23 protein-coding genes are annotated in these 24,070 nt (G+C 69.7%); 16 read left to right on the top strand and 7 right to left on the bottom strand.

Annotated features, from left to right (window positions below; genetic code table 11):
- The first annotated feature begins 151 nt into the window (after positions 1–151).
- Both ACZ6KY_RS17775 and ACZ6KY_RS17780 read left to right on the top strand, forming a co-directional pair.
- Complete coding sequence (locus ACZ6KY_RS17775) at positions 152–502, top strand: VOC family protein (RefSeq protein WP_469311194.1); 351 nt, start codon at positions 152–154, stop codon at positions 500–502.
- Between the two features lie 104 nt (positions 503–606).
- The gene (locus ACZ6KY_RS17780) at positions 607–1,005 is read left to right on the top strand and encodes a MarR family winged helix-turn-helix transcriptional regulator (protein ID WP_469311195.1); all 399 of its coding nucleotides are present in this window, start codon (positions 607–609) and stop codon (positions 1,003–1,005) included.
- 38 nt (positions 1,006–1,043) lie between these two features.
- On the opposite strand, the gene pqqB is transcribed toward ACZ6KY_RS17780, so the two are convergent.
- The 3 genes from pqqB to ACZ6KY_RS17795 all read right to left on the bottom strand — a co-directional run bounded on the left by pqqB (position 1,044) and on the right by ACZ6KY_RS17795 (position 5,731).
- The gene (gene pqqB / locus ACZ6KY_RS17785) at positions 1,044–1,958 is read right to left on the bottom strand and encodes a pyrroloquinoline quinone biosynthesis protein PqqB (protein ID WP_469311196.1); all 915 of its coding nucleotides are present in this window, start codon (positions 1,956–1,958) and stop codon (positions 1,044–1,046) included.
- 165 nt (positions 1,959–2,123) lie between these two features.
- The gene (locus ACZ6KY_RS17790) at positions 2,124–2,540 is read right to left on the bottom strand and encodes an SseB family protein (protein ID WP_469311197.1); all 417 of its coding nucleotides are present in this window, start codon (positions 2,538–2,540) and stop codon (positions 2,124–2,126) included.
- Between the two features lie 221 nt (positions 2,541–2,761).
- Positions 2,762–5,731, bottom strand: a complete 2,970-nt coding sequence (locus ACZ6KY_RS17795) for a carbohydrate binding domain-containing protein (protein ID WP_469311198.1) — start codon at positions 5,729–5,731, stop codon at positions 2,762–2,764.
- Between the two features lie 406 nt (positions 5,732–6,137).
- Between ACZ6KY_RS17795 and ACZ6KY_RS17800 the strand changes: the two genes are divergently transcribed.
- Entirely contained in the window at positions 6,138–7,157 is a 1,020-nt protein-coding gene (locus ACZ6KY_RS17800) for a permease (protein WP_469311199.1), read from the top strand.
- Positions 7,154–8,056: a TIGR03943 family putative permease subunit gene (locus tag ACZ6KY_RS17805; protein WP_469311200.1), complete on the top strand. Its 903-nt coding sequence runs from the start codon at positions 7,154–7,156 to the stop codon at positions 8,054–8,056. Before ACZ6KY_RS17800 ends, ACZ6KY_RS17805 begins: the two co-directional genes overlap by 4 nt.
- 159 nt (positions 8,057–8,215) lie before the next feature.
- Here ACZ6KY_RS17805 and ACZ6KY_RS17810 read toward each other — a convergent pair whose 3' ends face one another.
- On the bottom strand, positions 8,216–8,989 hold the full coding sequence (locus ACZ6KY_RS17810; RefSeq protein ID WP_469311201.1) for a TetR/AcrR family transcriptional regulator: 774 nt from the start codon (positions 8,987–8,989) through the stop codon (positions 8,216–8,218).
- Between the two features lie 273 nt (positions 8,990–9,262).
- Here ACZ6KY_RS17810 and ACZ6KY_RS17815 point away from each other — a divergent pair, with 273 nt between their 5' ends.
- A complete protein-coding gene (locus ACZ6KY_RS17815) occupies positions 9,263–10,975 on the top strand; it encodes an MFS transporter (protein WP_469311202.1) in 1,713 nt (570 codons plus the stop codon).
- A gap of 294 nt (positions 10,976–11,269) precedes the next feature.
- Positions 11,270–12,382: an aminotransferase class V-fold PLP-dependent enzyme gene (locus ACZ6KY_RS17820; protein WP_469311203.1), complete on the top strand. Its 1,113-nt coding sequence runs from the start codon at positions 11,270–11,272 to the stop codon at positions 12,380–12,382.
- A 181-nt stretch (positions 12,383–12,563) separates the two neighbouring features.
- Here the strand turns inward: ACZ6KY_RS17820 and ACZ6KY_RS17825 are convergent, their stop codons facing one another.
- Positions 12,564–12,863 carry a hypothetical protein gene (locus tag ACZ6KY_RS17825; protein ID WP_469311204.1) on the bottom strand — a complete coding sequence of 100 codons (300 nt, stop codon included), beginning with the start codon at positions 12,861–12,863 and terminating at the stop codon, positions 12,564–12,566.
- A 336-nt stretch (positions 12,864–13,199) separates the two neighbouring features.
- Here ACZ6KY_RS17825 and ACZ6KY_RS17830 point away from each other — a divergent pair, with 336 nt between their 5' ends.
- The 10 genes from ACZ6KY_RS17830 to ACZ6KY_RS17875 all read left to right on the top strand — a co-directional run bounded on the left by ACZ6KY_RS17830 (position 13,200) and on the right by ACZ6KY_RS17875 (position 22,315).
- On the top strand, positions 13,200–13,388 hold the full coding sequence (locus ACZ6KY_RS17830) for a hypothetical protein (RefSeq protein WP_469311205.1): 189 nt from the start codon (positions 13,200–13,202) through the stop codon (positions 13,386–13,388).
- A gap of 62 nt (positions 13,389–13,450) precedes the next feature.
- On the top strand, positions 13,451–14,773 hold the full coding sequence (locus ACZ6KY_RS17835) for a SidA/IucD/PvdA family monooxygenase (protein WP_469311206.1): 1,323 nt from the start codon (positions 13,451–13,453) through the stop codon (positions 14,771–14,773).
- Positions 14,774–14,849: 76 nt separating this feature from the next.
- Positions 14,850–15,212, top strand: a complete 363-nt coding sequence (locus tag ACZ6KY_RS17840) for a cupin domain-containing protein (RefSeq protein WP_469311207.1) — start codon at positions 14,850–14,852, stop codon at positions 15,210–15,212.
- Positions 15,213–15,215: 3 nt separating this feature from the next.
- Positions 15,216–16,838 carry a class I tRNA ligase family protein gene (locus tag ACZ6KY_RS17845; protein ID WP_469311208.1) on the top strand — a complete coding sequence of 541 codons (1,623 nt, stop codon included), beginning with the start codon at positions 15,216–15,218 and terminating at the stop codon, positions 16,836–16,838.
- A gap of 426 nt (positions 16,839–17,264) precedes the next feature.
- Positions 17,265–17,534 (top strand): hypothetical protein, encoded by a 270-nt coding sequence (locus tag ACZ6KY_RS17850; RefSeq protein WP_469311209.1) that lies wholly within the window; start codon positions 17,265–17,267, stop codon positions 17,532–17,534.
- Between the two features lie 1,427 nt (positions 17,535–18,961).
- Entirely contained in the window at positions 18,962–19,678 is a 717-nt protein-coding gene (locus ACZ6KY_RS17855; protein ID WP_469311210.1) for a hypothetical protein, read from the top strand.
- 237 nt (positions 19,679–19,915) lie between these two features.
- Complete coding sequence (locus ACZ6KY_RS17860) at positions 19,916–20,971, top strand: YihY/virulence factor BrkB family protein (RefSeq protein WP_469311211.1); 1,056 nt, start codon at positions 19,916–19,918, stop codon at positions 20,969–20,971.
- A 222-nt stretch (positions 20,972–21,193) separates the two neighbouring features.
- On the top strand, positions 21,194–21,565 hold the full coding sequence (locus ACZ6KY_RS17865) for a phage holin family protein (RefSeq protein ID WP_469311312.1): 372 nt from the start codon (positions 21,194–21,196) through the stop codon (positions 21,563–21,565).
- Complete coding sequence (locus ACZ6KY_RS17870) at positions 21,562–22,044, top strand: DUF3618 domain-containing protein (protein ID WP_469311212.1); 483 nt, start codon at positions 21,562–21,564, stop codon at positions 22,042–22,044. The genes ACZ6KY_RS17865 and ACZ6KY_RS17870 overlap by 4 nt, the downstream gene beginning before the upstream one ends.
- A 4-nt stretch (positions 22,045–22,048) precedes the next feature.
- The gene (locus tag ACZ6KY_RS17875) at positions 22,049–22,315 is read left to right on the top strand and encodes a DUF4235 domain-containing protein (protein WP_469311213.1); all 267 of its coding nucleotides are present in this window, start codon (positions 22,049–22,051) and stop codon (positions 22,313–22,315) included.
- Positions 22,316–22,417: 102 nt separating this feature from the next.
- On the opposite strand, the gene ACZ6KY_RS17880 is transcribed toward ACZ6KY_RS17875, so the two are convergent.
- Together ACZ6KY_RS17880 and ACZ6KY_RS17885 are read right to left on the bottom strand one after the other, a co-directional pair.
- Positions 22,418–22,675: an N-acetyltransferase gene (locus tag ACZ6KY_RS17880; RefSeq protein ID WP_469311214.1), complete on the bottom strand. Its 258-nt coding sequence runs from the start codon at positions 22,673–22,675 to the stop codon at positions 22,418–22,420.
- Positions 22,676–23,207: 532 nt separating this feature from the next.
- Entirely contained in the window at positions 23,208–23,981 is a 774-nt protein-coding gene (locus ACZ6KY_RS17885) for a response regulator (protein ID WP_469311215.1), read from the bottom strand.
- Between the last annotated feature and the right edge of the window lie 89 nt (positions 23,982–24,070).

Below are 24,070 nucleotides of genomic sequence, written 5' to 3' on the forward strand. Positions count from 1 at the left end.
GTACCGAAGCACGCCGGGGCACGCCGGGGCACGCCGGTCAGGATTCGAGAAGCCATACGCGCCTCCCCCCGCTTAGCGTGAAAGGACCGTCGGAACAGCGGCGGCACGACAGCCGGCCGACGCGGCCGCCACGTACCACGGAGGAGCCGGGATGACCACCGGAGTCAAGACGATCATCTACCCCGTCAAGGACATCGCGAAGGCGAAGGCCCTGTTCACCGCGCTGCTGGGGGTGGAACCGTACGCGGACGAGCCGTACTACGTCGGTTTCAAGGACGCGGGTCAGGATGTCGGCCTCGACCCGAACGGCCACGCCAAGGGGCTGACCGGGCCGGTCCCCTTCTGGCACGTCGACGACATCAAGGCGTCCCTGGCGGCCCTGCTCGGCGCCGGCGCCGAGACGCTCCAGGAGATCCAGGACGTGGGCAACGGCAGGCTGATCGCGTCGGTGAAGGACGCGGAAGGCAACCAGATCGGGCTGATCCAGGACCCCACCACCTGACAGGCAGGCCCACCTGGCCCACCGGACGCGGGCGAACGGCGACTGAATGCAGACACACTAGTTGCACACTCAATTAGTGGCCTGATCTCTGTTACCGTTCAGTTATGGCAACGAAGACGCCAGATGCCCGGCTGGAGGACCAGTGGCGGGACATCCTCTCGGTGCACGCGCGCACGATGTGCGAGATCGACCGCGCGTTGCATCCGCACGGCCTGGGGGCCAGCGACTTCGAGGTCCTGGACATCCTCGCCTCGGAGACCGCCACGGAGTCCGGCGAGCAGTGCCGGGTGCAGAACATCGCGGGCCGGGTCCATCTGAGCCAGAGCGCGCTGTCCCGGCTCATCGGCCGGCTGGAGAAGGACGGCCTGGTGGAGCGCACCGTCTGTCAGGAGGACCGCCGCGGAGTGTGGGTCGCCCTCACCCGGAAGGGCCGCGACCTGCACGCCGAGGTGCTCCCCCTGCAGCGGTCCGTGCTCGCCCGCATGCTGCGGCTGCACGACTGACCTCCTCGGCAGCTCTTCTCGGCAGCTCGCCTGCCGCCCTACAGCACGAACTCCGTTCCGTCCGGCAGGATTTCGGCCCCGGCCGCGGTCACCGACGCGCGGGCGTCCGTGGCCGGGTCGAGCAGCGGGTTCCTGCTGTCGAGGTGGGTGTAGACCACGCGCGGGCCCGGGTGCCGGGCCAGTGCGGCCAGGCTGCCGTCCGCGCCGGAGACCGGCAGGTGCCCCGGAAAGCACCCCGGAGGGCGCCCCTTGGCCGTCCGCCCGCGGGACGCCCTCACCGCCGCGTCCGTCCCGTCGGCCGCGTCGTAGAAGGTGCCGTCGAGCAGGACACAGGTCGCCTCGGTGAGCAGGTCGTCCAGTTCGGGCGTCCATTCCCGCAGGCAGGGCGCGTAGACGAGCACACCCCCGCTGGCCAGGTCCTCGATCCGGTACGCCGTCACCCGGCGGCCGTCGTCGGCGGCGGCCCCGGCGATGTGCCCGGGCGCCGTGGAACCGACCGCGTGGGCGCTGACGACCAGCCCTCCGGCCAGGACGAACCCGCCCTCGGTCAGGCTGTCCGCCCACTCCCACGGGGTGTGGCGGTCGAGCAGGGCGCGCAGCGGGGCGAGCGCGGCGAGGACCGGGGGCGCGGCGTAGACCTTCAGTCCCGGGGCACCGCGCAGCACGGTCAGTCCCATGACGTGATCGGCCTCGGCGTCCGTCAGCAGGACACCGCGCACGGGCGCGCCCCTGGGCCCCGGTCCGGGAGCGAGCGCTGGGGTGGCGTTCAGCTGCGTACGGATGTCGGGTGAGGCGTTGAGCAGCCACCAGTCGCGGGAGTTGCCGCTGACGGCGACGCGCTCCTGGGTGCGTGCGGGCAGTTTTCCGTCGCGGGCGGCCGAGCAGAGCGCGCAGGCACAGTTCCACTGAGGGAAGCCGCCGTCGGCGGCGGTACCCAGCAGGACGACTCTCAAGGCGACCCCACTCCTCCGCGGCGGACTTTCCAGGGATCTTCCCCTTCCGGACGGGCCGGGCCACTCCACTGCGAGGAGCGATTCAGGACGTCCTTCGCCCGCGCGACGGCCCGCGGCCCCCGGGGCGGGGCCGCGGGCGGGGACCGCGTCACGCGACGGTCGGTCTTACGGCCGCACCAGCAGCGTGCGTACGCCCTCGGAGGTGAGGGTCAGGCCGTGCGGTGAGGCGGCGTCGATCGTGAGGGCCAGATCGCCGGACGGCCATTGGGAGGCGAGCGCGCCGAGCGGTACGAGCCGGTAGCGCGAGACGGTGGGGAGGAGCTCGGCCAGCTCCAGCTCGGAGGTGAACACCGGAACCACCTGTCCGCCGTCGGGCTGGTCCAGGACGGGCAGCGCGACGGCGTGCGGATCGGCGATGTCCGCGTCGGTGGCGTCGTCCGGCACGGGCACCAGTACGTCGCTGCCGGCGAGCGTGTCCAGCGCCGCGGTGTCGTCGGTGTTCGCGACGAGGGTGTCCAGGGCCTCCTGGGCCGGTGTCGCCGCGGGTGCGATGGGGTGGTGGTTGTTCAAGGGCGTGTCCATGACGGGTCCCCGGGTAGTGGCGGGTGGGCGGCCACCCGGGCCGGTCGGGCTCCCGGGCGTATCGACGGTCGCGTACCCAACGCTCACCACGCCATTCATCCTGGCTCCCGCCGGGCGCGGAAGCGGCGGTCACGGTGTTTCGCTCGGCGCGGGGCGCCCGGAGCGATCACGGTGACCGCCGCTCCTGTGACCCGTCGGCCGGCCGGTCAGCCGGTCGCGGGCTACTTGAGGTAGGGCCCGTCGGTGCCGATCTTGCCGGGGCCGTTCAGCACGTACACCCGCATGTCTCCCTTCCCGGGTGCGGCCACCGACAGCGTGCCGCCGGCGACGGTCTTCACGTCACCGGTGACGGCGTCCGTGTAGGTGCCGTTCGGGATGCCGGTGAAGGTCGCGTCCCCGGTGACCGTGACGAGGGCGAAGCTGTCGGTCGAGCCACTGGTGTAGCGGCGCTTGAAGGCCATCGAGCCGGTGATGCCGTCCGTCGAGTACTGGCCCGACTGCAGGGCCGGGATGGCCCGGCGGATCATGTTGAGCCGCTGAAGGTGCTTGACCAGCGGCTGCGCGAGGGTCGTCGCGACCTCGCCGCTCGCGGAGTCGGCCTTGCCGAACTCGGAGGCCGTGACGCTGCCCGCGAGATGGTCGCCGTAGTACGCGCGCCCGGTGGTCGCCAGCGGGCAGGTCGGCCCGCAGTCGATCTGCTTGCCCTTCTGGAACTCGATCTCCGAGCCGTAGTACAGCGTGGGAATGCCGCGGAAGGTCCACATCAGCGCCATGTTCTCGGCCCAGGCGTCGGTGCCGCCGCTGTAGCGGGTGCTCGACTTGTTCGGACCGTAGTCGTGGCTGTCGACGTACACGACGTTGTACGTGGCGTCGTTGACGGAGTCGTCGGAGTCCTTGCCGTTGTTGTAGGCGTTCTGCGCGTCACCGAAGTTCATGTGCATGCGCATGTCGATGATGTTCATCCCGGAGAACTGGCTGCGGTCCGGGGTGTGGTAACTGTTCCCGCTCAGGAAGGCGTTGGTGGAGGTGGGCTGGTTGCCGGTGCCGAGCTGTTCCTCGTAGTCGTACTGCTCGATCGCGGCCGTCTCGTCGTCCGCGCTGTAGTCCTTGCGTTCCTTCCACGTGTAGAACTGCGCCGAGTGGTTCACCGAACCGCGGTTCCACTTGTCGTTGACGAAGGCGCCCACCTCACCGAAGACGAAGAAGTTCTTCGCGGCGTCGGTACCGAAGCGCTGGGTGACCCGGTCGTAGATGGCCGGCAGGAAACGGCGGTTCCAGGTGACCCGCGGGATGTGGACGGCGGTGTCCAGCCGGAATCCGTCGACGCCCATGTCGATGTACTTGTCGTACGCGCCGATCAGGTAGTTCTGGACGGTGGCGTTCTCGGTGTTGAAGTCGGCCAGGTCCTCGTGCAGCCAGCACGAACGGGAGTCCTCGCCCTCCCAGTTGCCGATCCAGCACTGGTGGTAGTACGCCTTCGGGAACATGCCCGAAGTGGGGCTGGGCCACTGGCAGTTGTACAGGGTGTAGCCTTCGGCGCTCTTGCCGCCGGTGGGCTTGCCCCAGTTGAGGCAGGTGTTGCCGGAAGGCTCGGCGGTCGACCACAGGTCGCCGTTGTAGTACGACTTCCCCGACTTGGGCTCGACGGTCAGGCCGTCGTACTCGAAGCCGTCGTTCTTCTCGTCGTAGTACCAGCTCCACTCGGAGTCGCGCACACCGTAGACGGTCGGGGTGAACAGGCCCTTCGCACCCCAGCGGGAGCTGTGGTTGTAGACAACGTCCTGGTAGATCTTCATGCCCTTGGCGTGGGCCGCGTTGATCAGGTCCTGGTAGGAGGCGCCGGCCGACTCCAGGCGTGGGTCGACCTTGTAGAAGTCGTAGCCGTGATAGCCGTGGTAGTCGTAGTCCGAGCGGTTGAGGACGACCGGGGTGATCCAGACGGCCGAGAATCCGAGCGCCTTGATGTAGTCGAGTTTGTCGACGAGCCCCTTGAAGTCGCCGCGGAACATGGGGTCGTTGTTGGCCGCGTTGCCCGACTTGACGTCCTGGCTGCCGCCGCGGTTGTTGGAACTGTCGCCGTCGTAGAAACGGGCGGTGAGGACGAAGTAGATCGGGTCCTTGCGCGGGTCGGTGCCGAGCGGTGTCCCCGAGGCCGGTGCGGGAGCCTTCGCCCCGGTCGTTACGGGGGTCGCGGAGGAGGCGGGCGAGGTGTTCCCGGCCGCGTCGACGGCCTTCACCGTGTAGGTGTAGGTGGTGTTCTCCTCAAGTCCCGTGTCGGAGTACACCGTCGAGCCGACGTCGGTGACGACGGTTCCCAAGGTGCCGCCCGTGCGCGTGAGCTGATACTTCGTCACGGCGGTGTCGTCGGTCGCCGGGTGCCAGCTCACCACCACCGAGGTGTTGGTGGCGGTCGCCGTGACCCCGGTGGGCGTGGTCGGTGCCTGGGTGTCGGGCAGTTGGGCTGCGCACGGGTCGGTGGCGCCGGCGGTGACGGTCCGGTCCTTCACGGTCGTGGTGCCGGACGGGATCGTGTAGTCGGCGCTGTTGTTGTTGTCCCAGACGCCGTTGCCGTTGTTGAAGGCCGCCTTGAGCGAGCTCGCCGTACCGATGTCGAGGGTCTTCTTCCACCAGCCCGTGCAGGCGCTCTCCATGCCGACGCCGGGGACCGTCGTCCAGGAACCGCCGGTGGGCGCGTAGTGGATGTTGGCCGTGGTCCAGCCGGACGTGGCGGTCGAGTAGTAGACAGTGGCCTGGTTGCCGCTTCCCGTTCCGGTGTCCGCGCACGGGTCGCTGTGGGCGATCACGCCGTCCTTGACGGTGATGGTGCCGGTGCCCAGCGCGTAGTTGTTGCCGCCGTTGTTGTCCCAGGTGCCGCTTCCGTTGTTGAAGGTGGCCTGCAGCCCGGAGGCCGAGCCGAGGTCGACGGTCTCCTTGACCCAGTCCGTGCAGGCCGCCTCCATCCGTACGCCCGGCACGGTGGTCCAGGAGCCGCCGTCCGGGGCGTAGTGCAGGTACGTGGTGGGCCAGTTCTTGGTCTTCGTGTAGTAGAAGACGGTCGCCGTGGCGGACGTGGCGGTCGTGTTCTCCATGGGGACGGAGCCCACGTCCGGCGGGGTCAGTCCGAACAGTCCGGTCACCGCGACGAGCGCCACCAGCGGTCTCAGCGGCGGGCGTTGGGGTCTGCGTCTCATGGGGCGTCTCCAATGCGGTTCCGGGGAGAGGGAGTTGCCTTGCAAGCGGAGTCGGCAAGTTCCTGAAAGCCCTTGCAGCCCCGGAAGCTACAGGTACATGACAGCGACGTAAAGAGATGTCACACCGACCGCAACGCGAGGTGAAAGCAGACGCGTCGTGGTAGCCGCCCCCCGCCGGGTCCACGGGGGACCCACCCGCGCCGGCCGGACGTGTCCGGTGGAAGATGGATCAGCCGTCACGACGGCCGAGGGCGCGAGCCGACGCCCCCGGTCCCGCGAAGGTCAAGAATCCCCCGGGCGCAGGCAATCCCGCCGGCGCCCGGTGAGAAGCTGTGGCCGAACCGGCGTATTCAAGGCGGAAGGGCATCCGCAGCCGCGCCCTTCCCCGACCGGAGGTACCTCACGCGTGACCATCACCAAGGAAGCCCCGCCGCCGGTTCACCGGCAGGACGAGGACGACCGCCAGGGCCGGCAGGGCTGGAACTTCAACTCCCCGCTCGCCCTGACCATGCTCCTGTTGCTGGTCATCGCCTCGCAGGGGCCGATCCGCGGGGCGCTGTCCGCACCGGTGATGCAGAGCTGGATGACCGTGTTCGTCGCGGTGGTGGTCCAGGCCCTGCCCTTCCTCGTACTCGGTGTGCTGCTGTCGGCGGTCATCGCGGTGTTCGTCCCGCCGTCGTTCTTCGCCCGGGCGCTGCCGAAGCGGCCGGCGCTCGCGGTGCCGGTCGCCGGCCTGGCCGGGGCGATCCTGCCCGGTTGCGAGTGCGCCTCCGTACCGGTCGCCGGGGCGCTGGTGCGGCGCGGCGTGGCTCCGGCGGCGGCCCTGGCGTTCCTGCTGTCCGCCCCCGCGATCAACCCGATCGTGCTGACCGCCACGGCCGTCGCCTTCCCCCGCGACCCGGAGATGGTCCTGGCCCGCTTCGTGGCGAGTCTCCTCGTGGCCTGCGTGATGGGCTGGTTGTGGCAGCGCGTCGGCCGTACCGACTGGCTGCGTCCGCCGGCCCGCCCCGCGCACGAGGGCCTCGGCAAGGGCGCCGCGTTCTGGGGGTCGGTGCGGCACGACGTGATGCACGCGGGCGGGTTCCTCGTGCTGGGCGCGATGGCCGCGGCCACGCTCAAGTCGGTCGTACCGGCGAGCTGGCTGCACGCCGCGGCCGGTAACCCGGTGGTGTCGATCCTGGCCCTCGCGATCCTGGCCGTACTGCTGTCGATCTGCTCCGAGGCCGACGCGTTCGTGGTCGCCTCCCTGACGCAGTTCTCGCTCACCGCCCGGCTGGCGTTCCTGGTCGTCGGACCGATGATCGACCTGAAGCTCTTCGCCATGCAGGTCGGCACGTTCGGCCGCGGCTTCGCCGTACGGTTCGCGCCCACCACCTTCGCCCTCGCGATCCTCATGTCCGTTCTCATCGGGGCGGTGCTGCTGTGAACCGGCAGGCACAGGCGGCCGTGCTCTTCCTCGTCGGCGCCGCGGTGCTGCACGCGAGCGTCACGGACCTCTACCTGCGGTACGTCAAGGCCGGGTTGCGGCCCCTGCTGCTCGCGGCCGGTGTGGTGCTGATCCTCACGGCCCTCGCCACGGTCTGGTACGAGATACGCGAGCACCGGAAGGCTTCCGTCGAGGGCCCCGGCGACGAGGGCGACGGCGTGCAAACACCCGGGCGGGAGAGCCGTCACGGGCACGCGGACACGGAAGCCGGCGCGGGCACACACGGACACGCGGAGGGCCGCGAGCACATATCCGGGCACGAGGACGAACACGCAGACCCTCACGGGGACGAGCACGCGGGCGGGCACACGGACAGCCATGGGCACGGGCATCGTGAACCGCGTATCTCGTGGCTCCTCGTCCTCCCGCTGCTCGCGCTCATCCTGGTCGCCCCGCCCGCCCTCGGCTCCTACAGCGCGATGCGCACGGGTACGGCGCTGCAGGCGCCCTTCGGCTACGCCAAGTTGCCCGCCGGCGACCCGGTCACCCTCGGCCTCGTCGACTACGCGAGCCGGGCGGCGTACGACCACGGCCGCTCTCTCGGCGGGCGGCAGGTCAAGGTCACCGGCTTCGTCGCACTCGACCACGCCGGTACGCCCTATCTCGTCCGCATGGCCCTCAACTGCTGTGCCGCCGACGCCCAGCCGGTCAAGATCGGCCTGTCCGGGCGGATCCCGCCCGTCCTTCAGCCCGACACCTGGCTCGAGGTCACCGGCAGCTACAGCGGCAAGCGCACGAAGGACCCGGTCAACGGCGGCGTCATCCCGTTCCTCGACGTGAGCGCGGCGAGGCCGGTCCCGACGCCGCACGATCCGTACGACGAGAGCTGGAACAACTAGCCGGGAGCGGCGGGGCAGGTCCACGGCGGCCCGCCCCTGCCCCTCGCCTTTCGGCATCGTCCGGAGCGGAGTCGCCTCGGACGGGAAGCGTCCACGGTGGATCAGTCGGTGTCCTGGGCCGGCGCGGGCCGCCGGAGCCGGGCGGGTGTCCGTGCTCGCTCAGGCCGCCGGGTCCGGCAGATAGCTCGCCAGGCCGCGCAGGATGATCTCCAGACCGATGTCGAACCTCTCGTCGGAGGAGTCCGTCACCATCACCCCGGACAGGGCGCGCAGATGGGGGAAGTCGGCTTCGGGCAGGGACGCGAAGTAGTTCTGCATGTCGTCGGCCATCTCACGCCAGTCGGGGCGGGCCAGGGAGGACCCGCCACCGGTGTGCTCGGCGGCCCGGTCCTGCCACATGCCCTCCTCCAGGACGAAGCCGTCGATGTAGGTGGAGATGAGGTCACCGGCCTCCGCCGCGATGCGGTCGGGCAGTCCGGCGGTGCGGAAGACGGCGAGCAACGACTCGACGTGCGGCAGCAGTTCGGCGGTGAAGGGGACGTGGGCCATCGAGAGCCTGGCCATGTCGCGATGGGACAGCAGGCGCCGCCGCCAGGAGCGGGCGTAGTCCCGTACCTGCTCGCGCCACCGCTCGGGGTCGGGTTCGGGCATCGTGAAGCTGTCGAAGAGCCGGGTGTACATCAGCTCCAGGAGGTCGTCCTTGGAGCTGACGTAGGCGTAGAGGGCGGAGACCGTGACGCCCAGTTCGGCCGCCACCTGGCGCATCGACAGCCCGTCGAGCCCTGAACGGTCCAGCACGGGGAACGCGGCCTCGACGACGCGCTCACGCGACAGCGGTTCACGCGCGGGGGTGACGCGGGCGCGAACGGGGCGCTCGCGCTCCCAGGGGGACGGCGGAGGTTGTGCGGGGGTGCCGGCGGCCGCGTCGCTCATGAGGACAGTCTAGGCGCCGGGAGAGCAGTGTTCTCTCTGGGAGAGCGGCGTTCACCCGGACCGAACGCGATATATCTTGTCCACGCCGCCAGGTTGCGCTATATCTTAATGAACGCCGTTCTCGCGCTGAGCACTGTTCTGTTAAAGTGAACGGCGTTCTCCGGCGACTGGTCTCCTGTCTCCTTCCGTGACGGCGAGCCGGACAGTCACACACATCCGCCCCACCGCGCCCGCGGGTCGTGACCCGGCGCGGCCTCTTCACGAGGAGTTCCGATGTCCACCACCGGTGTCGCGTCCGCCGAGACGCCCATCGACTCACCAGCGCCCTACCGGTGGCGCTGGGCTGCGCTGTTCGTGATCCTCGCGGCCGAGGTGATGGACCTCCTCGACGCCGTCGTCACGAACATCGCCGGCCCCTCCATGCGGGCCGACCTCGGCGGCGGCGCCTCCACTCTGCAGTGGCTCGCCGCCGCCTACACCCTCTCGATGGCCGTCGGGCTCGTCACCGGAGGGCGGCTCGGGGACATTCACGGGCGCCGCACGATGTTCCTGGTCGGAGCCGCCGGCTTCACCCTGGGTTCGCTGCTGTGCGCGGTGTCCGTGTCGCCCGGGATGCTGATCGGCGCGCGGGTCGTCCAGGGACTGTTCGGCGCGGTCATGCTGCCGCAGGGCCTCGGCATGATCAAGGAGATGTTCCCGCCGAAGGAGTCGCAGAAGGCCTTCGGCATGTTCGGCCCGGTCATGGGCCTGTCCGCGGTCTGCGGGCCGATCCTGGCGGGCTGGCTCGTGGACGCCGACTACTTCGGCACCGGCTGGCGCATGATCTTCCTGATCAACCTGCCGCTGGGTGCCGCGGCGATCCTCGGCGCCGTGCGCTACCTGCCGAAGGGCCGGTCCGACAGCAAGCCGCGGCTCGACATCCTCGGCATGCTCCTGGTCGCACTGGCCGCGCTGCTCATCATCTTCCCGCTGGTGCAGGGCCGTGAGTACGACTGGCCGGTGTGGACGTTCCTGATGATGGGCGCCTCGGTGATCGTCTTCGTCGTCTTCGGCCGGTACGAGTCGAACCGCGGCAAGACCGGCCGGGACCCGCTGGTCGTCCCCAGCCTCTTCCGCAAGCGCGGCTTCAGCGGCGGCATGATCCTCGGGCTGGTCTTCTTCTCGGCCATGCAGGGCTTCATGCTGGTGTTCAACCTCTACACCCAGATCGGCCTCGGCTACGCGCCGCTCAAGGCGGGACTGGTGATGGTGCCCTGGTCGGGCGGCATGATCGTCGGCTTCGGGATCGCTCAGGGTGTCGTCAAGTTCGGACGGGCCGTACTCCAGGCGGGCGCGCTCGTCATGGCGGTCGGCGTGTTCGGCGTGTGGCTGACCCTCGACATGGTGGGCGGCGGCGTCGGTCCCTGGCAGCTCCTGCCGTCGCTGCTCGTCACCGGCGTCGGGATGGGCCTGCTCATGGCGCCGTTCTTCGACATCGTACTCGCCAGCGTCGAGCAGCACGAGACGGGTTCGGCGTCCGGCACGATGACCGCGGTGCAGCAGCTCGGCGGCGCCTTCGGCGTGGCCATCCTCGGCACCGTGTTCTTCGGTCTGCTGGGCGGCGGGATCGCCACCGCCGTCGACCACCGCGCGGACGGCCTGCGGGGACAGCTGACCGCGGCCCATGTCGCGCCCGCGGCTCAGGACCGCCTTGTGGCCGACCTGCGTACCTGCACCTCGGACCGCGCCGTCGCCAAGGATCCCGCCGCGACCCCGGCGTCCTGCGCCCGTCTGGAGAAGGACACCCGGTCCGCCGTGACCTCGCCCCAGGACGGCGCCCGGATACCCGCCGCGTTGCAGGCCACCGCGCAGTCGGCCTTCCGGAGCGGTTTCGGCTCCGTCATGCAGACGGTGCTCTGGATCGTCGCCGGCATGCTCGCCCTGACCTTCCTGCTCGCGTTCCTCCTGCCGCGCCACGCGCGCCCAGAGGATTCCGCCGGGCACTGAGCCCCGGCCGCGCCGCCATCGGCGTCGGCGAACGGGACGGCCGGGTACCTCTCCAGGGGTGCCCGGCCGTCCCGTTTCAGATGCGGGCCGGCCTCCCCCGGGGCGGGCGTCCCGGACGGCACCCCGGGCGCGGTCCGCGCGGCACACAGCGCGTACCGTGCGAGCGAGCGGACAGGGACGCGCGTACGACGGCGGAGAGCGGGACGCCGGTCCATCGAAAACACGCGGCACCGCTCACCCGGCGCACCCGCCGTCACACCGCCCGACCCGCACCGTCCCGGAAGGACGAGCCCCGTGCTCACGTCGTACGCAGCCCACTTCGACACACCCGCCGGGTACCTCGACTTCGCACGGTTCGGTCCGCCGTCGCGGGACGCCGTGACCGCCACCGCGCGAGCCATGGAGGAGTCCGCCCGCGCGGATCACTCCACCGTGGACGGCCTGATGCGCGCGGAAGCGACCGCCCGGGACACGGCCGCGCGCCTCGCGGGCACCGACAGCCAGCACACCGTCCTGCTCCCGAACGCGTCCACCGGACTGTTCCACGCCGCCCTCGGCATCAGGGAGGGCGTGGTCCTCGCACCGCGTTCCGACTTCCCGGCCAACCACTACCCGTGGCGCCGGACCGCCGGCCTGGGCCGGGCCGCACCGCGCTGGCTCGATCCGGCGCCCGGCAGCGGGGTCACCCCGGACCTGGTCCGTGCCGCGCTGACCGACGACGTCGTGGCCGTGTCCGTCAGCGCCGTGGACTTCCGCACCGGCTTCCGCGCCGACCTGGCGGCGCTGCGCGAGGCGATCGGACCGGACCGACTGCTGATCGTGGACGCCATCCAGGCGTTCGGCGTGGCCGCGATGGCCTGGGACGCGGCCGACGTGGTGGTGGCGGGCGGTCAGAAATGGCTGCGCGCGGGCTGGGCCACCGGCTTCGCGACGCTGTCCGATCGTGCGCTGGAATCCCTCGAACCGGTCCTCACCGGCTGGACGGGCGTCGAGGACGTCGGCTTCTTCGACGGAACGGAACACCCGCCCGCCCCGGACGCGCGACGGTGGTCGATCACCAACCTCAGCCCGGTGACGGCCGCCGCGTTCGCCGCCGCGCTGGACCTCGTCGAGCGGCACACCGTCGCGGCGATCGAGGCCGCCATCGCCGCCCGGATCGCCGAACTCACCGAGGTCGTCGAGGAGCACGGCGGCCACGTCCTCTCCCCCACCGACCCGGCCCGGCGCGCGGGCATCCTCTCCTTCACGATGCCGGACCACGATCCCTCCGTCGTCGCGAAGGCGTTGCACGCCGAGGGAGTCACTCCGACGGTACGCACCGACTCCCTCAGACTCTCCCCGCACGCCTCGACCCCACCGGAGGCATGCGACCGGGTGGCCACCGCGCTGTCGTCACTGCGGAACTGAACCTGCGGAACTGAACACCGCCGGCCCACGAACCCCGCGTGACACCCGTTCACCCTGCGGATCGCCGGGCACGGCGTCACCATCGAATTCGTGCGAGGCCGCGCACGCCGTCTCGCAGGCGATCCGCCCCGGCTGTGCGAGATCCCGTGAGTTGTCCTGAGTCCTGCCGAGTCTCGGCCGGTCAGGCGATCGGACTGCACGACAGGTCGGTGGCCGCGGCGAGCCGTCGCTCGCAGTGGGCGCGGTCCGAGCCGGTGCAGATGACATAGGCGAAGCGGCCCAGGCAGCCGTTCGGGGGCAGCCGCAGTTCGGCGCCGGGATCCGCGATCGGCTCCGCGTACAGCAGCCCCTGGGACGGGTCCACCGGCGGGACGAAGACCTCGTCGACGCGGCAGTCCCGAGGCGGACAGCTGAACCGGATGCCGGTCGCACGGTGCTCGGTGGGGGTCAGGTCGGGGGCCAGGGCGAGGTCGACGGCCACCCGGCCGGGGTGGATCCCGGTCGCCAGCTGGCCCAGCCAGGGGATCAGGTCGCCGCCGAGGCGGGCGTTGACCTCGTAGCAACCTCTGGCAAAAATCCGGCATTTATGCCTCCGCTTCGCATCGGGAAGCAGGAGTTCATTGGCATTCGGGTCACTTTGGTGGACTTTGTCGAAGTGGCGTGTTTCTGCCAGGCGGTTTGCCGGGCCTGTTCCCGGCCCGCCGACCGGCCCACCGGCTGCCATGGTTGCTGCGAGGCATCCCGGGCTCAATCACCGGTCGAGGCCCCGTCCAACGCGAACTTCCGTCTTTTCCGCATGCCCTCACGAGGAGTCCGCATGTCCCGTATCCGTGCCGCCGCAGCCGCCCTCACCCTCGCCGCGTTCATGTCGGTCCTGGCCGTCCACTCGAACACAGGCGCGGACGACTCGGGCTGGGGCTCGGCCCGAGTCGGTGGCGACGACTCCGGCTGGGGCTCGGCCCCGGTGACCACCGACTCCATACCGGCCGGCGACCTGCGGATCTGACCCACCCATCCGGCTCCGGGCGCAATGCCGGGGGCGCAACGCCACTGGACGAGGGGAAGTTCATGACTGAGCACGACGTCGAAGTCCTGGCCATCGGAGCCGGCCCGGCCAATCTGGCGCTGGCCGTGACGATGGAGGAGCTCGCGCCGTCCCATCTGGCGGGCGGGACCCTTCTGCTGGAACAGGGCGACACCGTCGCCTGGCAGCGCGGCATGCTGCTGCCCTGGTCGCAGAGTCAGGTCTCCTTCCTCAAGGACCTGGTGACCCTGCGCAACCCGCGCAGCAAGTTCTCCTTCGTCAACTACCTTCACCAGATAGGGCGGTTGGAGGAGTTCATCAACCTCTCCACCTTCACCCCCTACCGCAGCGAGATATCCGACTACCAGCGCCGGGTCGCCGGATCCCTTGAGCAAGTCCGGGTGCGGTACGGCTCCAAGGTCACCTCGCTGGTACCGCGCCGGGACAGCAACGGCGCCGTCGACGGCTGGGTGGCAGGCACCGCGGACGGCGCGGTCATCACCGGCCGTCACCTCGTCGTGGGCGCCGGCCGCGACGCCAACGTCCCTGCGGTCTTCCGCGGGCTCGGCGCCGACCGTGTCATCCACAGCACCGAGTACCTGGACCGCATCGCCGCCCGGCCCAAGCGCGCGGGTGAGCGGGTGGTGGTCATCGGCGGGGCACAGAGCGCCGCCGAGATGTTCCACTCCGTACAGCAGGACCTGCCCGGCTGCGCGCCGACGCTGATCATGCGCTCGATCGGCCTCAACCACTACGAGACCAGCAAGTTCACCAACGAACTGTTCCACTCCGGCTTCGTCGACGATTTCTACGACGCGGACGCCACCGCCCGCGGCAGCATCCTGGAGGAGATGCACCGCACCAACTACGCGGGGCTGACCCCGTCCATGCTGGAGCAGCTCTACCGGCAGGTCTACCTGGACCGGATGCGCGGCGACAAGGGCCTCGCGATCCGCACCATGACCAACGTCACCGACGTCCGGGACACCGGCGACGAGCTCGTCCTGACCCTGGCCAACCGGCTGACCGGCACCGTCGAGGAGATCTCCTGCTATGTCGTCCTGCTCGGTACCGGGTTCCGCTCCGAGCAGCCCGCCGTCATCCGGAACCTGGCCGCCGCGCTGAACCTGGAGAAGATCGAGGTCGGCCGCGACTACCGCCTGAACATCGGCGAACAGGCCACGGCCAGCTGCTACTTGCAGGGCGTCAACGAGGCCACCCACGGCATCGCCGATTCGCTGCTGAGCATCCTCGCCAAGCGCAGCGAGGAGATCGCGCGGAACCTGATCGGCCACGCCCCGCGGTCCCCGAAGGCCGCGCCCCGGCCGGCCACCGGGGACCGCGAGCCGGTTCCGGCCGGCTTCTGAATTCCCCGGCCCGCACCCGCCCGGCGCGACGAGCCCGTCGGCAGGCCCGCTCCTGCCTCTCCCTAAGGAACTCCCCTTGGACATCCGTCATTTCGACCGTGCCGCACTCGACGTGGAGAACAGCTGGTCGCAGCGGCTGCTGCCGTGGCCCACGCTCAACGCGCCCTTCGAAGGCGCCCAGAGCGTCATCCTGGCCGGTGCCTCCTCGCCCAGGCACGCCCACCACGAGTACGAGATCTTCATCGCGGTGAAGGGCGAGGCCTGGATCGAGTCCCGCGGCGAGCGGCTGCCCTTCGTGGCCGGCGACATCGTGCACTTCCCGCCGGGCCACGAACACCAGGTCATCAACGAGACCGACACCGACTTCGAGATGTTCAGCGTCTGGTGGGACCAGGACATGAGCGCGGTCTTCACCGCACGCCACGAGAGCGAGGGCTGAGCCATGCCGTCCCTCAACGAGCTGGGCGACCGGCGCGTCATCGTCATCGACACCCCGCCCACCCCCAACGGCAGCCTGCACGTCGGCCACCTCGCCGGCCCGTTCATGCCCGCCGACGTACACGCCCGGTATCTGCGGGCCACCGGACGCGGCGTCCTGTACTCCTCCGGCACGGACGAGAGCCAGACCTACGTCCTGGCCAGTGCCCGCAGGCTCGGCATCGCGCCCGAAGAGCTGGCCCAGCGTTCGTGGACCGGCATCCGCGACACCCTGGAGACGATGGGCGTGTCCGTCGACGGCTTCGCGCCGTACGACGACGGCTACCGTGCCACCGTCCTGAAGTTCGTCCAGGAGCTCCACGCCGCCGGCGAGTTCGAGCTGCGTACGGTGCGTCTCCCGTACTCGGAGAAGACCGGCGAGTTCCTCGTCGAGGGCCTGGTGTGGGGCGACTGCCCGATCTGCCTGTCGGAGAGCCGCGGCGGCCTGTGCGAGACCTGCGGCCACCCGAACAACTTCGACGAGCTGATCGGTGCCCGCTCCACCGTCGACCCCACCGACGAGCTCACCACCCGCGAGGCCGAGATCCTTGTCCTGCCGATGGAGGACTACCGGGACCGCCTCACCACCTACTACGCCGAGAAGCTGCCCTATCTGCGGCCCCACATGGCCCAGTTGGTGCGTGAGCTCCTGGACCGCCCGCTCGCCGGCTTCGCCATCACGTACCCCATCAGCTGGGGCATCGAGGCGCCGTTCCCCGAGACCCCCGGGCAGGTCATCAACGCCTGGGTCGAAGGCATTCCGGCGGTCATGTACACCACCGACTACGCGGCCCGGCAGCTCGGTGAGGAGACCGCCGGCTCCGACGAGCTGTGGCGGGCCGACCGCGACCATGAACTGGTCTACTTCATCGGCTTCGACAACATCTGGTTCTGGGGCCTGACCCACCTCGCGCTGATCATGGCCCACGAGGGCCGGTACATCGTCCCCGACGCCATGATCGTGAACGAGTTCTACGAGCTGGAGAACGAGAAGTTCTCCACCAGCCGCGGCCACGTCCTGTACGTCGAGGAACTGCTCAAGGAGGTCCCGCGCGACCTCGTCCGGTTCTACCTGGCCCTGGCCAGCCCCGAGAACCAGCGCACCAACTTCAGCCGGGCGGCCCTCGACAAGATCACCGGAGAGCGGCTCGTCCAGCCCTGGCAACGGCTGCGCGCCCGGCTCGCCGAGGCGACCGGGACGGCCGGCGCCACCACCCTGCCGGTCTCCGACCGGGCCCGCCGGCACGCGGCGATCATGCTGGAGCGCTTCGCCGCCTGCTACGAACTGGAGGGCTACAGTCTCACCCGCGCCGCCGACCTCATCTGCGTACAGCTGGAGCGACTGGCCCGCTGGGCCGAGGGACTCGACCTGAGCTGCCAGAAACTCGACCGGACGGCGCTCGGCGACCTGTTCCTGGAGACCCGCGCCCTCATCGCCTGTGCCTCGCCGATCCTGATCGACCTGGCCGAGGCGGCCGCGCTGGCCGACGGGTTCGACGGCTCGCTCGGTTTCGAGACCTTCGCGCACTCCGAGGTCAAGCCCGTCGCCCTGCCGCCGCTCGGCACGCCCACGGTCCAGGCCGGCTGACGCCGTGCGGATCATCGTCGTGGGAGGCGGAGTGATCGGCCTCCTCACCGCACTGGAGTGCTCGCTCGCGGGCGCCGAGGTGAGCGTCGTGGACCGGGGCGGGATTCCCAAACCCGGAGGCCAGCTCCTACGACCGGCACCGGGTCCTGCGGGCCCTGCACGCGGGCGCGCCGGAGGCCGCGGCGGCCATCGAGGCCCATCACCGGTGGGCCGAGGTCGAATCCCGGCTCGGCGCCGACGTCTACCACCGGGTCGGGGCCCTGACCGTACTGTGCCCCGGCGATCCAGAGGCATCGGCCGCCGCACTCGCCGAGGTGCCGGGCACGGTGCGGCTCGATGAGCGGGAGACCGCCGAGCGTTATCCGCACCTGCGGCTGCCGCGCGGCAGTCGAAGGAGGCGACGGCGAAGTCGATGACGCTCTGGTCATGGATCAGAACAGCACTGTGCGGATGGCCGTGGTGGGAGATCATCGCGGCCTTGCGGTCGAAGACGATCAGACGCGCGAAGCCGTCGCTGAGTGTGCGGACTTCGGCCCCGAGCTGCGCCACGCGCTCCACGTAGGCGACGGTCGGCTGGTTGTAGCGAGCGGTGTGCTGGTAGAGCGTGCGGATCTTGACTCCGCGGAGCAGCATGTTCTCGTCCCGCGCTATCGCCTCTTTGAGGACGGGAGTGGGACGGCCACCGCCGGGCTGTGAGGTGAGCATCTCGGTGGTGCAGGACGCGGCCAGCTCGGTGAGCGTGCTGCGCACCAGGTCGAGTGTCAGCAGGATCTCGATACCCGAACTCTGCAGCCACTTGGCCCGGGTGGCCGCGTACAGGGGGTGCAGCCGTTCATTCTCCGCGCGTGGCTGGGCGACCGCGCTCTGCTGGTCCCGCAGGTCCTGTTCCATCGGGAAGAGAGTCTGGGCCACCGCGCTGCCGGGGCTGACGGCCCTGAGCATCCCGGGCTGGTCGTCGGCCGGACACAGCAGTCCCATCGTGCTCAACTCCGCGAGTGCCTCGTCCACTTCCTCGACGGTCTCGCCTAACCGGCCGGGGAGAGAGGCGGGGAGCACGGCCGAGCTGTTCAGCGCCAGCTCGTAGATGGCTATGCCAACCGCGCTCAACTTCGTCCGTCCTGACGCTTCCAAGCTAATCGACATTCTTGATGGGCGAATGAACGGGTCGCGGAGCGGTGCCATTCTTACGGGTTCGACAAGGAACCGTATGGCAGTTCAGTGCAACATCCGATCATAGGAGACGCATCGATGACCAGCGACAACGCGGCCGACGCCGAGTCGTCGAACCGTCCGAGGCGACACTTTCCACGTCTTTGGACGACCAACTGATTGACACGCCCCGCCAGTCCGGACTCACGCCCCTGAACAACGACCAAGCCATGCCCCTCGAAAGGCGGTTCGCCCACGCGAGGGGCGGCGGGCACTCCCCCGACACCGACCCGCAGGCAGCCATCAGGCGTCCAGGGGGCCTTCGCTCGTTGTCATGTTGCCGGGTGTGCGAGGGCCTGGTGGCGGGCCGGGACGAGGTGGAAAGCTTCATCGCGCGTTCACAGTGCCGCGTGAGCACACCGTGAGGCCATGCCCTCCGTCGAGCACCGCCCCGGTCAGTCAACGTGACAGCGCCCCCGGCCGCGTACGCCCAGGTCTGCGACCGGTACGGCATCCGCGGGAGCATGGTCAGAGTCGCCACGCCCACCCGCAGCGCCTGGTCCGTGCCCGCGGAACCGAGCGGCGAAGCCGGGGCGCCCTCTCAGCCCGGTCAACCACGCGTCCCGGACGGCACTCGCTTCGACCACCTTCGAGCCCCTGAACCGCCCTTCCGTACGCCGGTATGGTCCCTGGCCCGACGGACGGACCGCCCCGGCCGGTCCGCCTCCGAAGACCCCGTGGTCTGCCACATGTGCGACTTCCACGGCTGCACCGACCGGGCACTGGTTTTCTCGACGGGGCGGTAGTCCCGCAAACTGCCCGTCCACGCGCACCCTGTCGCTTTCATCCGTCATGGGCGGGTAGACGATCACGGAACGCCGGTCAGACACAAAGCGTCACCAGCAGTTACGGCCGCCGTGTCCGGGAGCAGCGTGCGACACCGAATTCAGATGCAGTGCGGGAGGATATCGCCCATGGTGACGAGCCGAGCCGACGCCCGGATCAAGCATCCCAGGCATGAGCGCCGCGGCGAACCCCGGCTGCCGGGAGTGGCCGCCACCCTCATCGCCATCGCCCTGTACGTGGGCCTGCCGCAGCAGCTCCTGGTCGCACCACGCTATGTGCTGCCCGCTCTGGAACTGCTTCTCCTGGTGCCGCTCGTCGCGATCAATCCCAAGAGGCTCACCCGGCAGACCGCCGCCTTCCGGTTCCTCTCTCTGACCCTCGTGCTCCTCATCGTGGCCAGCAACCTCACCGCGCTCGGCATCCTCATCCACGAGTTGGTCCACGCCGACGTGAAGGACGGCCGCTCCTTGTTGGTAGCGGCTCTGCGGGTATGGCTCACCAACATCATCGCGTTCGGCCTCACCTACTGGGAACTGGACCGCGGTGGCCCTGTGGCACGCACTCAGGCCCCTCGCGGCGATCTGCCCCTGGCCGACTTCCGCTTCTCGCAGGACGAGAACGACGGCGCGGTCGAGGAGGTCGCCGACGGCGCCAGCGGCACCTCCGACTGGGTCCCCACTCTCGCGGACTACCTGTACATCTCCGTCACGAATTCGACGGCCTTCAGCCCCACCGACACGATGCCCCTCTCGACCCGCGCGAAGCTGCTGATGAGTGTCGAGAGCGTCGCCGCCCTCCTGACGTCCCTCCTCGTCATCGCTCGCGCCGTCAGCATCCTCCACTGACGACACCGGCAGCGGGAGTTCCCGGGGTGACCATGGAAAATGCCGTTGCGGATCTGGCGCCCGTGCGAGGGTTCAGCGAGACACCACCATGCCGTGATGGCGGTAGGCGGTGCCGAGGATCTCGTCGCGGCCGTGGAAGTGCACAGTGACTCTCCGGCCGTCGGAGCGCTTGACACTCCCCGTAAATCCGTTCCACGGACCACTGCTCAACGCCATGAGCCGGGGTACTCGGCGCGCATGGCGAAATTCGGCCTTTCAGGGCGAAAAGAACACAGCGGTGGCGACGATGTACCGACGCCCGAGGAGGCCGGGCCCGGGCCCGAGGTGGAGCGGCGGGCGCCGGATGCGCCGACGAAGCTGCCCAGGCGGGCGTGGGGCAAGGTGTTCAGCGGGAGCCTTCGGGAGTTCAAGGAGGACGAGCTGGCCGACCGGGCGGCGGCACTGACCTACTACGGGGTCCTCGCCTTGTTCCCGGCCCTGCTGGTCCTGGTCTCCCTGCTGGGCATCACCGGCAGGTCGACCACGGACAAGGTGCTGAACAATCTCAGACAGCTCGCTCCCGGCCCGGCCCGCGACATCATCACCCGCGCCGTGGAGCAGTTGCAGGGCAACGCCGGCACCGGCTCCGTCGTGGCGATCGTCGGCCTGGTGGTGGCCATATGGTCGGCATCCGGGTACGTCGCGGCGTTCATCCGCGCCGCGAACGTCGTCTATGACATGCCCGAGGGCCGCCCGGTGTGGAAGATCCTGCCGGTGCGCGTCGGTGTGACGGTCGTACTGATGGTGCTGACGGTGGTCAGTTCGCTGATCGTGGTCTTCACCGGTGGCGTGGCCCGCCAGGTCGGCACGGCGCTGGGGATCGGGGACACCGCGCTGACGGTGTGGTCGATCGCCAAGTGGCCCGTCCTGGTCGTGCTCGTCATGGCGATGATCGCGATCCTGTACTGGGCGAGTCCGAACGCGAAGGTGAAGGGCTTCAAGTGGATCACTCCGGGCAGTTTCCTGGCCCTGGTGATCTGGATGATCGCCTCCGCCGGATTCGCGTTCTACGTGGCCGACTTCGCCTCGTACAACAGGACCTACGGCACGATGGCCGGTGTCATCGTCTTCCTGGTGTGGCTGTGGATCAGCAACCTCGCGATCCTGCTCGGTCTGGAGTTCGACGCGGAAGCGGTACGCCAGCGGGCCATCGCCGGGGGCATGCCGCCGGAGACCGAGCCCTACACCGAGCCGCGCGACACCCGGAAATGGGACGAGGAAGACCTCCGCCGCCTCGACGAAGGCGATGAGTGACGGACCAGGCGCTCGGCGCGTAACAGCGCATCTCTGTTCGTGGCAGCTCTTTTTCTCCTGAACTCCGCGGTTCGGGGTACTCGCCCACTCATCGGACGGCCGGGGCACCGCGCGCGACCCGACTGACAGGAACGAGACAGAGCAGAAGGTGATCGCGTGTCGAGTACACAACCGCACGACCCCGGCTTGGGCCGGCTGACGCACGACGTGGGGCACAAGCCGGTGGGCGAGCTGGTGCAGCAGGCCTCGCAGCAGCTCACCGAGCTGGTGCGCGGCGAGATGAAGCTGGCGCAGGCGGAGATGACGGAGAAGGGCAAGCGCTACGGCAGGAGTGGTGGGCTCTTCGGCGGTGCCTCACTGGTCGGATTCTTGACGCTGCAGGCGCTGGTGGCCACCGTGATCGCAGCGGTGGCCCTGCTGCTGCCGGTGTGGGCCGCGGCCCTGATCGTCACCGCCGTTCTCGGCGTCATCGCCGCGGTCCTGGCCCTCAGCGGCAAGAAGCAGGTCAGCAAGGCCGCCCCACCGACACCCCAGAACACGATCGAGAACGTCAAGGCCGACGTGGCCGAGATCAAGAGGAGCGCACACCGATGACCGACACGCCCCGTGATCAGCACAGCGCCCCCAGCCCCGAACAGCTCCGCGAGCAGGTCGAGCGGACCCGCCAAGAACTCGGGCAGACCGTCCAGGCCCTCGCCGACAAGACCGACGTCAAGGCCCGCGCCCAGCAGAAGGCCGGCGAGGTCAAGGAGCAGGCCGCTACCAAGGCCGGCCAGCTGAAGGAGCAGACCGTCGTCAAGGCCGACGCGCTCAAGGCCCAGGCCGCGAAGGCCACCTCCCAGGTCCAGGACAAGCTGCCCGACCCGGTCAAGGACAAGGCCGCCCAGACGGCGGGGCAGGTCCGCGCCGCGGCAGCCCGGGCCGGACGCATGTGGGAGGAGAAGGCGCCCGAACCTCTGCGGCAGAAGGCGGCACAGTCCGCGCGGCTGGCGCGGGACAACCGAACCGTGCTGCTGGTCGCCGCCGCGGGCGTCACCTTGCTGTGGCTGGCAGGCCGCCGCAAGAAGGGCTGAACAGATGAAAGCCTCGAAGATCGCCTACAAGCCGGTCGGACTCGTCCTGGGCGCCGCCAGCGGAATGATCGCCGGGGCCGCTTTCAAACAGGCGTGGAAAGTACTCGGTCACGACAAGGACGCCCCCGACGCCACCGACGAGGACCGCACCTGGAGCGAGGTACTCCTGGCCGCCACGCTCCAGGGCGCCATCTTCGCGGCGGTCAAGGCCACCGTCGACCGCGCCGGCGCCGCCACCACACGCCGCCTGACCGGAACCTGGCCCGGCTGACAAAGCGACGTGGGGGCCGGCAGGACGCGGAGTCGGCCCCCACGCCGACGCTGCCGGCCCGAGGCGGACGCAGCCCTCCGCTGCCGGTCACGCTGGTAACCCTCAACCAGCAGCAGGGGCGACAAGACCCGGCCGGCCGTGGGAGCAATTCCCGCCCGTAGTCGCCTTGGGGATGCCCATCCGGCGCAGCAGAGCGCGAGTGAGGCGAGCGTCCAGTGTGGTGCGCCAGGTGACGTCGGGATACAGGGAACGCAGATGTGACAGGGCCCTGGTGCCAAGGCCGCAGTCGCGGAACGGTTCGTCCAGGACGACGTCGGTGATCACGCCCTCGGCGCACTTGTCGCACGCTCGATAGGTCACGCGCCCGATCACCCTGCGGATGTGCACCAGCAGGAGACACTCCCACCCGCACCCTCCGGAGAGGAAGACCGCATGAGGTCGACACCGCGGTAGGCCAGCAGCCTGCGATGCCACCGGCCCCGACGCCGTCCGGTGCGCCGGTGGCTTCGCTCGGCCGGCCGTGGTGAGGAATGTGCCCAAAGCCCGGTACGAACAAGGGCGTTACTCCTGGCATACATCTGATGTGTCCGCATAGCCATCGCGAGTGCCCCCTCACCACGGACACATGTCACGCCGCCGTAAAGCTCTCGGTGTGATCGACGCGGTGACGGCCGTCCACGAACGCTTTGAAGGCTGAGCACCCGCGCGACAGACAAGGGGGCCGTGCTGTGCGGCGCGCCGACTGTCTGCCGGCGGCCCGGCTCCGCTTGAGTCCGGCCTCGACCATCGACGACCGGCCCTCGATGTTGCGCCTTTAGGCGACTGGAACACATTCGATTTCAGCTGCCCGCCCGGCTTGCCGTTGCCGGCAGCAGGGCGCGGACAGCGGCGGTCAGGTGCGAGGCGGGCGGGTGGCGGTGTCGAGGTAGAAGGCGTCGATGCTCTGGACGGCCTGCTCGAACTCCGCCAGGTTGACCGGCTTCGTCACATAGGCGTTCGCGTGGCTGCTGTACGCGTCGGCAACGTCGTCGGGAGCGGTGGACGTGGTGAGCACGACCACGGGGATGGTCTGGAGGTTCTCATCCGTCTTGAGGATGCGAAGGAGGTCGCGTCCGTTCATCCGGGGCATGTTCAGATCCAGGACGATCAGGTCCGGGCGCACGCTGGCGGGCGCGCGCAAGTGCTCGAGCGCGGCGACTCCGTCGGTGACCTGGACCAGGTTGCGGGCCCCGCGCTCGGAGAGGGCTTCCTCGATGAGCAGGGCATCGGCCAGGTCGTCTTCGACGAGAAGAACGTCGAAGGGCCGAGCGGGGGTGGTCATCATCGGATGCTCCATCGGTGCTTCGTGGGAGTTGTGGAAGAGCCCCGGCCAGCGACGCCGGGCACCCTGGCGGGTCATGCCGCAGGCAGCACCGATCTGCGGATATCCGGCACCCGCGCGGGCGGCGGACACGGCCGCGCCCCGCTGGAGGCGCTCGGCCGCCTGCTGGAGCTGGTCCAGCATGTAGAGCAGGGCCAAGGCTCGCGCCGAATCCCCCTCCGTCGTGGACGGGACTTCTTCCAGTAGTTGCAGAGCAAGGCGCCTCGCGAGCTGACCGACCGCCGCGTCCGCGACGACTGCCGTCTCCTCGGGGGTGGTTCGCAAAACGAAGTTCTTGCCAGGCATGTGCGGCACCTTAGCCTTGAGCCGACCCTGCGACAACTGTGGTTGTCGAACACCCTCTACAGTGGCCGCTGCCCCGTATGTTGCAGGCG

It is taken from the genome of Streptomyces sp. NPDC042002 (assembly GCF_055588305.1).